This window comes from Actinoplanes regularis (genome assembly GCF_900188005.1).
In the GTDB taxonomy this organism is placed as follows: domain Bacteria; phylum Actinomycetota; class Actinomycetes; order Mycobacteriales; family Micromonosporaceae; genus Actinoplanes; species Actinoplanes regularis.
Window position 1 is genome coordinate 22,469 of sequence record NZ_FZNR01000014.1, and the last position, 12,629, is coordinate 35,097.

Sequence of the window (12,629 nt, forward strand, 5' to 3'; positions counted from 1 at the left end):
GGTACGACCATGGTGGAAGCGTTGTCGCCGCCGGCCGGTTCTACAGGAGGCGGTGGGCGTTGGACACGATGCCGGAGGCGCCTCGGATCCGCTTGCCCTGCGCGTACGCCTCCGCGCCGGCGGCGACACCGGCGACCGAACCGGCGGCGATGGCGGCCTGCTGGGCATATGCGGCGGCCTGCGGGAGGCCGCCCGCCGCGTAGGCCGCGCTGGCGCCGTGAGCGGTGGCGGCCGTCACGCCGGAGTGACCGGCGATGACCTTCGCGCCTGCCGCGGCGGCTTTGGCCGCGCCGGCCTTCGCCGCGAGCGCCTTCACCGCGAAGATGACGCCGAGAGTGATCGGGTCCATGGAGACCTCCTGTGGAGTGCGGTCCAGTGGCCTGGACCGGGGGCAACAGAATCAGTTGCCGGGTTCGAGAGCGTGGCCGTCCGGAAAGTTCCACGACCTCCCCGGACGGGTGAACGGCCGGATCCCGAGCACCCCGCCCCTATCGATTCGCGTCGCCACCGGTCGGGGAGCCGCACTCGGCGCAGCGTTCGACGGCGGCGCGGGTGAAGGCGAACCGGTGCCGGGCCGCCAAGGCGAGCGCGACGAGGATGAACGCGGCGACCGCCACGACGAGCGCCGCGGCGGCCAGCGTCGTCCAGGTGGGGTTCGGTCCGCCGCCGTACAGGCCGACAGCGATCTCGGCGGCCAGCGGGCGCAACGTCAGCATGCCGATCGGGCCCAGCAGAAGCAGCAGTGCCCAGGCGCCGCGGAAGTCGTCACGCAAGGCCAGCCCGACGGCGATCAGTAACGTGACCAGAAGAAGTGTCACCCCGGCGCCGGGCAGTACCTGCCCGGCCGGCCAGCCGTAGTACCCAGGGAATTCGTTGCCACCGCCATAGAGGACGGCAGCTGAGACGGACGCTGCCGCGGCAGCACCGGCCAATGGCGGCAGACGTAGCCACAGGGCTGGCCGGCTTGGAACGCCGAGCGCGACGAGGCCGAGGCAGGCCTGCGGAAGCAGGACGAACACGGGCGGCCGGAACAGGCCGGTGACGGCGGCGAGCGGGATGACGGCGACCGTGAGGACGAGGGCGGAGCCGATCGCCAGGCGCGTCCACCGACCGGGTGCCACCACATGCACCACCGCGGCGAGCAGCCACGCCGCCCACAGCCCGACGCCGAGGGAGAACAACGGGCCCTGCTGCGCGAACCCGAACCACGGCGTCGTCGCCGGGTTCGTCTCCAGGACGGCCCCACTCCCCGCCAGCGCCGTGGTGGTCGACAACGCCAGCGTTCCGGCCAGCCGGGCGCCCGAGCGGATCCCGGTAGCGCCGACCGGGCGCAGGCGCTGCCGCAACCCACCGCCGGCCAGATCGACCACGTCGGCGGGCGAGGGCCATCGCCGGTCCGGAGTGGCCAGAGCGAGGTACGTGTCGACGATCTCGGTGCCGCGCTCGTTCCGGTAGCCGTCCGGGTAGAAGAGTTTCACCAGGCGCAGGTAGCGGCGTTCCAGGTCGCTCATGCGGTCCCTCCACTGAGCCGGGGTGCACCCCGGTGGGTCCGGGTCTTCAGCCGCGCGGTCGCGGCCGCCACGTTGCGGCGCATCCGCTCGGTCTCCGCGGCGAGGAGGTCAGCGCCGCCTTCAGCGAGTCGGTAGTAGCGGCGCAGCCGGCCGTCCACCACCTCCTCTCGCTCGACGGCGACCAGGCCGGCGTCGACCAGCCGGTCGAGGGCCCCATAGAGCGTGCCCGGCCGCAGCGAAACGCGGCCGTCGGAAAGCCGGGCCACCTCGGTGATCAGCCCGTAGCCATGCAGCGGCTCCCCGGCCAGCGCCGTGAGAATCATGAACGTGGGTTCGCGCAACGGTGTCTCCACGCGACCAATATATCGGGTGCCAAGATATAGCGGCAGCCGTTACTTGACGTTGCCCCTACTCCTCGTCTCCGGCGCGGTCTGGATCAAAGGATCAGAGAAACAGGATCCGAACCATTTCGGACGTACGATCGGACGAGCGCTACCGCGGCTCCGGGCCGATCGGGTCCTGGTCGGCGGCTCGTCGCCGCTCGGATGTGGCGACGCGTGCTCGACGGAAGAGTTCGGCCACCGACCGCTTCATCGCATACCGCGTCTGGCCGGGCTCGCCCTTCCACCAGTAGAACGGGTACCGGCGTTCCGACAACACTCGCACTTCGTTCAGGTTCGCAAGCGATCCAGCGACGGCGTGTGCGTTGGAGAACGCGTTTCCGCTCCTGGTGAGGATCTCGGAAGCGGGGACCGGGCAACCGGGGTGATCGATCAGGAGGTCGAGGATGGCCGTCGCCCGTTCGCCGGCCTGCGCGTAGAAGGCTTCAGCCCGGTTCACGTCGCCGGCAGGACACCATTCCGGGTCGTCGTAATGCCCGGATCCGCCGGAGTGCTCACGCCACAGCGGGTGATCGTCTTCCAGAGGCTCCGCGTCGTCGACGTCGGCGGCTGCCGGTTCCGCTTCGCGGTCCCTGTTCGTCATGCCGGAGTTTGTACTGCCGGGCGCAGCCCGAACTCAAGGCTGCACACCCGCATGGGCGATCACCCCAGCCGAGGCGTCGAGGTCACATCCACAGCACGCCGTCGTCCTCGTGCTCGCGGACGCGGTACGCGATCATGCGACGCAGCAGGTCTGTCGGCACCGGACGGTCGTAGGGCAGCTTGATCGAACCCTTGCCGGTCTCGAGATCACCCAGTTCCAGGACGAAGGCTTCGCGGGTGCTGGGGGTGAACGTGAAGTTCGCGTGCTTCGCGTGGCCGCTGATCACGAACAGGATCGTCCCCGACGGATGCACCCAGGCGGGATGACCCCACTTGATGGCCTCGCTCGCATCCGGCACGGTCTCCCGGGCCAGCGTGTGCAGTTGCTCGAGCAGCTCGCGAGCCTGGCCGACGAACCCTTCGAGGTAGTCGTCGACCGTCTGAGGTTTGTTCACCGCACCAGTCTGGCAAAGCGGCCTCGGTTTCCGGGCATTGAAAACCCGCCGGGCCGGCGAGTGCCGGCCCGGCGGGTCCTGGGATCGAGCGGATCAGGCGGCGGCGTCGGCCGGGGTCTCGGGCTTGGCCGGCGCGGTCGGCTTGCCACCGCGCAGCGGCACGTGCCGGACGAAGAGCGCCACCACGATGCCGATCGCGGCGACCGCGCTGCCCCAGAGGAACAGCGGCCCGATTCCGTCGGTGACCGCCTGCTGGAACAGGTGCTGGGCGGTCTCCGGCAGGTTCCGCATCACGGCCGGGGTCATCGAGGAGGCCGAGACGCCGCCACCCGCGCCGGCACCGGCCGTGGCCAGCGAGTCGGTCAGGTGGTGGGCGTAGATCGCGCCGAGGATCGAGACGCCGAGCGAGCTGCCCATGTTCCGCAGGAACGTGGAGACGCCGGTGCCCGCGCCGATGTCGCGCATCTCCAGGCTGTTCTGCGCGATCAGCGTGCTGGGCTGCATGATGCCGCCCATGCCGGCACCGAGGATCACCATGTAGAGGGCGGTGAGCGTCTTCGACGTGTGCAGGTCGACCGTGCTGAACAGGAACATGCCGAGGACCACCAGGGCCGAGCCGGCGATCGGGTAGATCCGGTAGCGACCGGTACGGCCGATCAGGTTGCCGACCAGGATGCTGACGACCATCACCGAGGCCATCATCGGCATCAGCAGCAGGCCACTGTTGGTGGCCGAGGAGCCCTGGACGAACTGCTGGTACTGCGGGAGGTAGCCGATCGCGCCGAAGAGCGCGAAGCCGGAGATGAACGCGATCGCGCCGGCGAGGGTGAAGTTGCGGCTCTTGAAGACCCGCAGCGGCATGATCGGCTCCGCCTGGCGGCGCTCGACCAGGATGAACGCGACCAGGCCGGCCAGGGTCAGCGCGATCAGGCCGAGGATCTGCGGCGAGGTCCAGTCGTACTCGGTGCCGCCCCACGTGGTGATCAGCACCAGCGCGGTGATCCAGACGGTGAGCAGGGCCGTGCCGAGCCAGTCGATGCGGGCCGCGCCCTTGCCCTTCGGCAGGCGGGCCAGGGTGATCCAGGAGACGACCAGCGTGACGATGCCGAGCGGCAGGTTCACGTAGAACGCCCAGCGCCACGAGAGGTGGTCGGTGATGAAGCCGCCGATCAGCGGGCCGCCGATCATGGCGACCGGCATGACCGCCATCATGACACCCTGGTACCGGCTGCGGTCGCGGGGCGGGATCATCTCGCCGATGATCGACAGCACGCCGACGATCAGGCCGCCGGCGCCGAGGCCCTGCACACCGCGGAACGCGACCAGCTCGGCCATGTTGTGCGCCATGCCGCAGAGCACGGAGCCGACCAGGAAGAGCGCGACCGCCGCGACGAAGGTGATCCGCCGGCCGAAGAGGTCGCCGAGCTTGCCCCAGATCGGGGTGGCGATCGTGGTGGCCAGGATGTATCCGGTCGTCACCCAGGACAGGTGCTCGAGACCGCCGAGGTCACCGACGATGGTCGGCAGCGCGGGGGCCACGATCATGTTGTCCAGCTGGGCGAGCAGCATGGCGATGACCAGACCGCTCATCGTCACCATGATCTCGCGGTGGCTGAAACCCAGTCCTTCTTCGGCATCCGGCCTTGCCGGCGCAGCGGATTCCGCCATGAGGTGACCTCTCTCGTTCCGACCGCCGGTGAGCCCGGTTGACGGCAGTTCCATCGGCCGGCGCCCGGGGAGGCTTAGCCTGCCGCCCGGCAAGGCATCTCGTGAGAGCGATCACCTCCGCGCCGCGGAGAGCACCGCGGAGAGGCGGCGGGCGACCAGGACGCCGCCGAGGCCGGGAAGCCAGGCAAGCAGTTTCGCGGTGCGGTCCGCGGCCGGATTCGAGAGGGTCAGAACGATCACGAAGAGGTACGCACAGCCGTGGATCGGCCCGCACAGCGAGGTGATCGGCCGCAGATGCGCGGTCGCCAGGTTGACCAGCAGGATCACCAGGGAGAGCAGTTCGGCCGCGGCGGCGGCTCGCAAGGGTCGGTTCACGGTCAGGCGCCCGTCGTCGAGCCGGGACGGACGATCATCAGGACGACGACCACGGCCCAGAGCAGGTTGAAAATGCCGGTGAGCATGCCGAGCCGGGCCGGCGGGACCGGCGCCCCGGCGAGGACCCGCCGCTGAGCGGGGAGGATCACGAGCGCCAGCAGGGCGGCGGCCGCGGCGGTCAGCGCGATCGAGGTGATCAGCCAGGCGTCGCCGAGGACCCCGAGACTGCTCGCGGTGGCCAGGCCGAAGACCGGCACGGCGATGCCGAGCGTGGCGTACACCCGGCAGATCCGGTGCAGCAGGGGCAGGCCGGTGCGGTCGGCGCGGCGGGTCACGGCCGGGAACATGCTGGCCGCGACGGTCACCGGGCCGATCGCGATGATGGCGGCCAGGACATGCAGGCTGAGCAGGAGCTTTGTCACGCAACGGGACGTTAGTGGCGGGTCCGGGCCGACGGAACTGGCTGGATTGCCGATCCTCGACGGGTTCTGGCCAGGCGCCACGCTAGGGTCGCGGCATGCATGTCGTCGCCGTTCTCGCCCTCGATGGTGTGATCCCGTTCGACCTGGCCACGCCGATCGAGGTGTTCGACCGGGTGCGGCTCGCGGACGGCGGCAAGCCCTACGAGGTGCGGGTGTGCGCGCCGACCGGGACCGTGGACGCCGGGATGTTCACGCTGAACGTGCGGTGGGGGCTGGAGGCGCTGCTCGACGCCGACACGATCGTGTTGCCGGGCTGCGCGGACCCGGCGATGGCCGTACCGGAGGAGGTTTTGGATCATCTCCGCAAGGCCGCCGCGGGCGGCGCCCGGCTCGCCTCCATCTGCGCCGGCGCCTTCGTCCTGGCCGCGACGGGCCTGCTCGACGGGCTGCGGGCCACCACGCACTGGATCGGAGCGCGGGCGCTCGCGGAACGCCACCCGGCGATCGAGGTCGATCCGCAGGTGCTCTACGTCGACAACGGGCAGCTGCTGACCTCGGCCGGCGCGGCCGCCGGCCTCGACCTCTGTCTGCATCTGATCAGGCGCGACCACGGCTCGGCGGTCGCCGCGGACGCGGCCCGGCTGTCGGTGATGCCACTGGAACGCGAGGGTGGGCAGGCGCAGTTCATCGTGCCCGCGCAGCCGCCGACACCGCGCGGCGCCACGCTCGAGCCGCTGCTGCGGTGGATGCAGGAGAACACCGATGTCGAGGTCACGCTCGGCGACCTCGCCGCGCGCGGTGGGATGAGTATCCGTACGCTCAATCGCCACTTCCGCGAGCAGACCGGGACGACACCGCTGCAGTGGTTGCTGCGCGCCCGGATCCGGCGGGCGCAGCACCTGCTCGAAGCCACCGACCAGCCGGTCGAACAGATCGCCGGGCAGGTCGGTTTCGGCTCCCCCACCGCGTTCCGGGACCGTTTCAAACGGATCGTGGGCACCAGCCCGCAGAACTACCGGGCCGCCTTCCGCCGGAAAAATCAAAACCCGAGCCACTCCGCGGTACGCGAGTAGGACGTGCCCGCCCGACGGGCGTCACCTCGACGAGAAGTTCCGCGTCGCCCACCACGTCCTGCACCTGATCGCGGCGGGCCATCACCACCTGAGCGACCACACGGTGAAGACCCCTGCCGGGAATCTCTTCACCGGGTTGTCCCTGCGTGACCGCGCTCAGGCGGTGATGGTCGCCTACGAATCCGGCCTCGTGATCCCCGGCTCGGGCCCTACTCCTCGGCCTGGTACTCCTCGACCTTCTCGATCGGCCAGCCGATGAAGTCGGCGATCTCCTCCGGGTCGGCCTCGTCGGAGAGCACCCAGTCCTCGACGGCGTTGGCGAGGCCGTCCGGCAGGCCGGGCGTCGACACGTACGCCAGGTCCTCGTCCTCGAGGATCCGGTCGTGGTGGATGAACTTGTTGTCCGGGTCGAGTTCGCCGGCGGCGGCCTCGTACTCTTCGAGGCCACCGTCACCGGCGGCGAGGATCTCGTTGGTGCGCCAGTCGATGATGTCCCAGCCGTCCTGGCCGATCTGGCCACCGGTCACGATCCGGTGACCCTGCGCCTCGAGATCGTCGATGCGGCGCCGAGTCTCGACGACACCGGCGTAGTTGGCCTCGAGCACGTTCTTCACGTGCTCCTTGAGAAGGTCGCTCACGGGCGTGGAGCATATTGCCTCCCCGCCACCGCACCCAATCGGTATCCGCCGAGCGGGTAGCCGTGCACCCGCGGGGATAATGCCGGGCGTGGATCCGCTCTCCGGTCTTCACGAGGTGGAGTGGGCCTCGCTGCGCGGTCCCCATCACTCGTCCGAGGACGTTCCCACGCAGCTCACGGCGCTGCGCTCAGCCGATCCGGTCGTTCGCGGCCGTGCCCTGAGCGCGCTGGACGACGCGGTCCTTCATCAGGGGACCCGTTGGCAGGTCAGCGCGCACGTGGTGCCTTTCCTCGTCCGGTTGATCGACGACCCCCGCACTCCCGACCGGCACGACCTGACGGCCCTGCTGCGGGAGATCGGCCTGGGCGACCGCCGCGACCAGGACCTGCCGTTCGATCCGGCGACCGCCTTCGGCCGGTACGGCGCGGAGACTGTGACCGCAGAGCAGGAGAACCTGGTCGTCGAGCTCATGTCCGACTTGGAGCAGGAACACGTCGAGGACTGGACGGACCTCGCCAACGCCTGCGCCGAGAAGTGGGAGGCCGACGCGTACCGGGCCACCGCGGCGCGGGCGGACGTCTACCGGCGCTGGCTCGATGACGATCACCAGGAGGTCGCGTCCCAGGCCGCTGAGCTGCTGACCTGGTTAACGCCGACCGAACCCGTCGTCGCCGCGCTGCTGACGGCCGAGCGGAGCGACGCGGTCCGGGCGAGCGCCAACCTCGCCCTGGCACACCTGAACGTGTCCCCGGCCGCCGTCGCGGAACGGCTGACGTCGTTGCTCCGTCATCACTCCTTGGTGGTGCGGATCACGGCTGCGATCACCGCCGCGTACCGGCTCGGCCCGGATCTGCCCGGCGAAGCGCTCGACATCCTGATCGACGCCAAGGAGCGGGAGACGCTGCCGGCGTTCCCGCGCGGCTGGCATCGCCGGGCGCAGCGCGGCTACGTCGCCCTCGCCCTGCAGCGCCTCGGCCTGGACTGACCGGGCGTACCTTCATCCTGGCGGAAGCCGGAGCAGCCGGTGTATCGGCGCCTCAGACGCTGCGAATCGCCGGTGGCTGGCGCGACTCAGCGCTGGCGGTCCCAGGTGGTGGTGACGGCGGTGGCGGCCAGGACGAAGAGGGCCGCCGACCACAGCAGCCGAAGCTCCGTGTGTACGGCGGGAACGGCCAGTCCCCCGGCCGCGGCGACCACCGCGACGAGGACCGCCACGGCCAGGCCGAGCAGCCAGCGACGCACGGCCGCGGCGCGCCCGGCGAGCGGCAACCGGCCGTACACCTGGAAAAGTGCCGCGGTCGTCGCCGCGCCGATGACCAGCAGGCCGGCGGCGGCCGCGAAGAGCCGGGAGCCGAAGCCGAGCTCGTACCGGATGGCCAGCGCGGGAATCAGGAAGAGGGCCAGCCACCAGGACAACCCGGTGGTCAGGGTGTCCAGCCCGGGACCGGCGGGCAGCGGGCCGCCGCGCTCACGCAGCCGGGACGCCGCCAGCCGGGACGCGGCCAGCACCAGCCCGGCGACTACCGCACCGGGCACGTGCTGACCGACTTTGCCCATGCTGTAGAGCAGCACGCTGTCGTAGAGGGCGAGCGCCAGGAACCCGAGCGCGGCGGTTGACGCCGCGAACGCCAGCAACTCCGCCGCGGTCCGCGGAGCGCCCGTGCCCGGTACCGCCGACGGCCGCCGACGGAGCCGGCCGAACGCGAAGACCGTCAGTACGGCGGAGACGGCACGCAGCACCAGGTCCTGAGTCGTGTAGACGGTGTGCATCGCCCACTCGATCAGACCGAAGGTGATCGAGTACGACGCGCTGGTCAGCGCCAGCACCGTAGTGCCGGTGAGCCGCCGGTACAGGCGGGGATCCAGCCAGTTCACGATCGTCAGGTACGCGAGCATGCCGAACGGCAACTCCAGCAGCGACGGCAGCCGCAGGGCGCAGACCGCCAGCAGCCCCGGGGCCGGCGCGTGGTCCGCCAGCCAGGTCATCACCGGCCCGTCGGCCAACTCGAACCAGCCGTCCGGCACGTATCCGCCGAGGTAGGACAGGTCGCCGTTCCGGACCCGCAGCGCGTACACGGTGAACAGCACCTGGTTGACGAGGAGCAGCCCGACCACGGCAGCGAGCCACCACCCCGGCCCGACCGCCCGGCGGGGCGAGGGTTCGACGGCCGGGGCGCGCACGGCCCGGATCGTGACGGGCAGTCCGACCAGGACCGAGGCGGTCACCGTAGCGTGCAGGGCGGCGGACGTACCCGTCACAGTTCCTCACCCAGGGGCCGCAGGATCTCGCCGGCTCTGCGCAGATCCGGTGCGAGAAGCCCGATCCGAGGGTCCGGGTTTCTGCTGCTGTCGATGCCGTCGCACACCCAGATGCCATCCTCCTGTCGCCAGGTGGCATACCGGAACAGCTCGTTGCCGAAGGCGATCCCTTCGGCCGCGTTGCAGACCACCCAGGAATTTCGATCGAGCCCGCCCAGGATGGACAACGCCTGGGCGAACCAGGTGACCGCCTGGTCGGGCATCTCCTTGTCGCCGAGAATCGGCGCGAGCAGCAGCAACCGGCGGGCGATCTCCCGCCGGTCCGGGGCGGCCGCCTGAGCGATCCCCTTGAGCTCCGGCCAGCGCAGACCGGGCCCTGTCGGCCCGGCCTGAACGCTTCCCAGCAACATGCCTTCGCCAGTGGCTGGGGCGAGCCAGAAATCTATTTGGTGTTCCGCTTCCTCTTGAACCCACTTACCGTGGTACAGGGCCCGAGGGTGATGCGTACGGTGAATGATCACCATCACGGCACCGTCATGAAGCGGAATCGTGAACACAGGCCATTGGTCGAGTCGCCTCAGGGGCGGTAGCCCGGTCTCCCGTACCTCGTCCCAGGACAGGCCGAAAGCAGACGGGACATCCGCGTCGCGATCGGTTGTGGAGCAGAGATGGGCCGGCCAGAATTCCGGGCTTTCGAGAAGAGGCGAGCCATCGACCGCCAACTCGCTGGCCGAGGGGTAGGGATGGTCCCGTTCGTCCGCCAGCATGCTCTCCGCGAAGATCCTGAGGTCCTCCGCGGTAGCCAGATCGAGGCCGCGGCGCGCCATCGACTTCTCCGGATTCAGCCACTCATCCAAGGAGGCCGATCTTGGGTCATAGCCGTAGAGGTGCATCTGGCCTTCTCGGTGAGGGGCCGATCGGAACACTTCACTACCCGGCAGGCTCGCCCGGGCGGGAGATTCCGATCGGCGGCGGTCCCGGATTGTGGATCTTAGCCGCAGGAGACAACCCTGGGCCGGGCGCTGGTGTTGCCGTTCGTCATGGTGGTGAAGCCGAAGGTGTTGCCGCTGCCGTTGGGTTTGACGGTCATGGTGTTGCCGCCGCCGCTCCAGGTGAAGGTGCCGCTCCAGGTGGTGGAGACCTTCTGGGGCGCGGTGATGTCGATGACGACGGTCCAGTTGGTCGAGCCGGTGACGGTGACCGAGGTGTTGTAGCGGTCGCCCCAGACGGTGCCGGGTGTGATCGTCGCGGTGCAGGCTCCGGTCGAGGGCGTCGGCGAGGGCGAGGACGGAGCCGGTGAGGACGGTGCGGGCGAGGAGGTTCCGCCGCCCAGGGCCGGGGTCTGCCAGGTGCGCCACTGCGACAGGTTGCCGGCCTTCGAGCCGGAGATCCGGAACGTCCCGGCCGCGTTACCGGTCTTCAGCAGGTACTTCTGGATGTTCTGCTGCAACGGGGTACGCCATTCGCCGCGCACCGCGCAGTGCGTGCCGTCGCTCACGTCCGACCAGTAGCTGATGTTGTCGCCGGCACCGAGCGCCTTGTAGACCTCGGCTCCACCCAGCGCCGCCACGCTGCCCGAGCGGGCCGCGAGCCAGTCGATGTGCGGATTCTCCATGATGAACAGCCCGCGCGGCGCGACGAGGCCCACCAGCTCGTGGGTGTCGACCGGCAGGCTGTTCGGGTTGCCGGTGAACGAGCTGAACGCGTCGCCGAGCCACGGCTGTTCGCTGTAGGCGCTGCTCAGCGGCTGGGCACCGGACTCGCCGGGTATCCCGCGCAGGATCGGCACTCCCCCGCTGCCGGACTCGATCGGCATGGTCAGGGCGATCCGCTGGTCGAACGCACCGATCGCGAAGGCGCCCTTGCCGTACCGGGAGCAGCCGGTGACGCCCAGCGCGTCGGCCCGCAGGATGTTCCCGCCGGACTGTTCGACGACGTCGATGATCCGGCTGACCCCCCAGGCCCAGGCCATCAGGATGCCGGTGCCGCTGGTCGCGCCGTACAGGGTGTAGAACGCGCCCTGTTTGTTGTTGCGGGCGGTGCCCTCCCGGCCGAGTTGCAGCGGGTCATAGCTGATCACCGCCGCGCCGGAGTTCCGGATCGTGTCGGTGTCCGCGCCGAAGCCGCCGACCACGACGACGGCCGGATACGGTGCGGTTCCGGTCGTCGGCAGTTGCACGCTGGCCGAGAAGCTGGCGCTGCGGCCCTGGTCGGCGACGTTGACGGTGATGTTCGAGGTGGAGACCGTGCCGGTGACGGTCGCGGGCTTGGCGGGCTTCTGGCCGTACACGTGACGTTCGGCCATCTCGCGGATCTCCGCGCGCCGGCATCGCCAGTCGTCCCTGGTGGTGATGCGACTCCCGTCGATCCGGGTGAACGGGTCGGGCAGTTGCGAGTTGTTGATCGTGCTGGTGGCGGCGACGGGGCAGTCGGCGCCGTCGTCCTCGACGGCGGCGAGCGCGGTGGACGGGATCGCGAACACCGCGGCGGCCGCGGTCAGCACGACCGCCGCCGACAGCAGGGCGGGTCTGGTAGCCACGAGGGCTCCTTCCGGGGGGTGGGAGCGGCGGCGGTGACGTTACGAAGAAGTTTCGAGCGATTCAACAACGTCGATATCTGCCTTGACCAGGCACTTTGCAGTGAAGTCGCTGCTCTGGAACTTTCGCTATTCGACAGAAGTTACGGCCGCCCATCTGTGGCCGGCGACTCCCATGCACGCGGGGTGCGGTGCATATCACGTACATAAATCGTCTTGGATGTTTTGAAAGATCTCCGTAACATCCGGCAGCAGGTAGCTAGCGATCCGGGATAGTCCCGCCCGCGAAGGACAGGCGAATCCGGTACGCCGTGGTCGGCGTGCTCCTCGCGATCGCCGCCGCCGTCGCCCACCCGGCCGGCCCCGCGTTGACCGAGGTCATCGGGTGACCGCCGGGCGCCGGGTCTCATCCCAGGGGACCCGGCGCCCGGTCTCGATGATTGCCATTCGGCCCGTGCCGGCCGCCGGCTCCGCCTACCGTGATGAGACCGTCATCGAGGAGGCATCGGCATGACAGCGAGAGACACCCCGATTCGTCTGACCCACCCCGATGAGCCGGAGCCGCCGAGCCGCCGGTTCGAGGTGGCGGTGTCGCCGATCGTGGACCGCAGTCTCGACCAGGTCACCGAGGACGCCGGCGAGCAGGTCCGCCCGGCGCGGCTGTGCGGTGGCAGCGACACCTGCCTGGCCATCGTCGAGGTCGGATAGC

General features: G+C 70.0%; 15 protein-coding genes. 3 read left to right on the forward strand and 12 right to left on the reverse strand.

From position 1 onward, the window contains the following. Positions 1-40: 40 nt before the first annotated feature. From CHC09_RS29775 to CHC09_RS29810, 8 genes are all read right to left on the reverse strand, one after another. Positions 41-349 (reverse strand): hypothetical protein, encoded by a 309-nt coding sequence (locus tag CHC09_RS29775; protein WP_089296558.1) that lies wholly within the window; start codon positions 347-349, stop codon positions 41-43. Positions 350-488: 139 nt separating this feature from the next. After that, positions 489-1,511 carry a hypothetical protein gene (locus CHC09_RS29780; RefSeq protein WP_089296559.1) on the reverse strand — a complete coding sequence of 341 codons (1,023 nt, stop codon included), beginning with the start codon at positions 1,509-1,511 and terminating at the stop codon, positions 489-491. Next, positions 1,508-1,864, reverse strand: a complete 357-nt coding sequence (locus CHC09_RS29785) for a PadR family transcriptional regulator (RefSeq protein WP_089296560.1) — start codon at positions 1,862-1,864, stop codon at positions 1,508-1,510. The genes CHC09_RS29780 and CHC09_RS29785 overlap by 4 nt, the downstream gene beginning before the upstream one ends. A gap of 139 nt (positions 1,865-2,003) precedes the next feature. Continuing rightward, positions 2,004-2,495 carry a DUF6416 domain-containing protein gene (locus CHC09_RS29790; RefSeq protein ID WP_179277338.1) on the reverse strand — a complete coding sequence of 164 codons (492 nt, stop codon included), beginning with the start codon at positions 2,493-2,495 and terminating at the stop codon, positions 2,004-2,006. Positions 2,496-2,577: 82 nt separating this feature from the next. Continuing rightward, positions 2,578-2,949 carry an iron chaperone gene (locus tag CHC09_RS29795; RefSeq protein ID WP_089296561.1) on the reverse strand — a complete coding sequence of 124 codons (372 nt, stop codon included), beginning with the start codon at positions 2,947-2,949 and terminating at the stop codon, positions 2,578-2,580. A gap of 93 nt (positions 2,950-3,042) precedes the next feature. Further along, positions 3,043-4,617: an MDR family MFS transporter gene (locus CHC09_RS29800; RefSeq protein ID WP_089296562.1), complete on the reverse strand. Its 1,575-nt coding sequence runs from the start codon at positions 4,615-4,617 to the stop codon at positions 3,043-3,045. Positions 4,618-4,728: 111 nt separating this feature from the next. Further along, on the reverse strand, positions 4,729-4,992 hold the full coding sequence (locus CHC09_RS29805; protein WP_203833261.1) for a DUF3817 domain-containing protein: 264 nt from the start codon (positions 4,990-4,992) through the stop codon (positions 4,729-4,731). 2 nt (positions 4,993-4,994) lie between these two features. Continuing rightward, on the reverse strand, positions 4,995-5,414 hold the full coding sequence (locus CHC09_RS29810) for a hypothetical protein (protein WP_089296563.1): 420 nt from the start codon (positions 5,412-5,414) through the stop codon (positions 4,995-4,997). Positions 5,415-5,509: 95 nt separating this feature from the next. On the opposite strand from CHC09_RS29810, the gene CHC09_RS29815 reads away from it, so the two are divergent. Next, the gene (locus tag CHC09_RS29815; RefSeq protein WP_089296564.1) at positions 5,510-6,487 is read left to right on the forward strand and encodes a GlxA family transcriptional regulator; all 978 of its coding nucleotides are present in this window, start codon (positions 5,510-5,512) and stop codon (positions 6,485-6,487) included. Between the two features lie 209 nt (positions 6,488-6,696). Here the strand turns inward: CHC09_RS29815 and CHC09_RS29825 are convergent, their stop codons facing one another. Then, complete coding sequence (locus CHC09_RS29825; protein ID WP_089296565.1) at positions 6,697-7,125, reverse strand: helix-turn-helix domain-containing protein; 429 nt, start codon at positions 7,123-7,125, stop codon at positions 6,697-6,699. A gap of 88 nt (positions 7,126-7,213) precedes the next feature. Here CHC09_RS29825 and CHC09_RS29830 point away from each other — a divergent pair, with 88 nt between their 5' ends. Then, the gene (locus CHC09_RS29830; RefSeq protein WP_089296566.1) at positions 7,214-8,110 is read left to right on the forward strand and encodes a hypothetical protein; all 897 of its coding nucleotides are present in this window, start codon (positions 7,214-7,216) and stop codon (positions 8,108-8,110) included. Between the two features lie 86 nt (positions 8,111-8,196). Here CHC09_RS29830 and CHC09_RS29835 read toward each other — a convergent pair whose 3' ends face one another. The 3 genes from CHC09_RS29835 to CHC09_RS29845 form a co-directional block, all read right to left on the reverse strand. Continuing rightward, the gene (locus CHC09_RS29835) at positions 8,197-9,384 is read right to left on the reverse strand and encodes a hypothetical protein (protein WP_089296567.1); all 1,188 of its coding nucleotides are present in this window, start codon (positions 9,382-9,384) and stop codon (positions 8,197-8,199) included. Next, positions 9,381-10,277, reverse strand: coding sequence for a hypothetical protein (locus CHC09_RS29840; protein ID WP_089296568.1), 897 nt, complete (start codon positions 10,275-10,277; stop codon positions 9,381-9,383). Before CHC09_RS29840 ends, CHC09_RS29835 begins: the two co-directional genes overlap by 4 nt. 98 nt (positions 10,278-10,375) lie before the next feature. Next, positions 10,376-11,923 (reverse strand): glucuronyl esterase domain-containing protein, encoded by a 1,548-nt coding sequence (locus tag CHC09_RS29845; protein ID WP_203833260.1) that lies wholly within the window; start codon positions 11,921-11,923, stop codon positions 10,376-10,378. 507 nt (positions 11,924-12,430) lie between these two features. Between CHC09_RS29845 and CHC09_RS29850 the strand changes: the two genes are divergently transcribed. After that, positions 12,431-12,628 (forward strand): hypothetical protein, encoded by a 198-nt coding sequence (locus CHC09_RS29850; protein WP_089296569.1) that lies wholly within the window; start codon positions 12,431-12,433, stop codon positions 12,626-12,628. The last annotated feature ends 1 nt before the right edge of the window (position 12,629 follow it).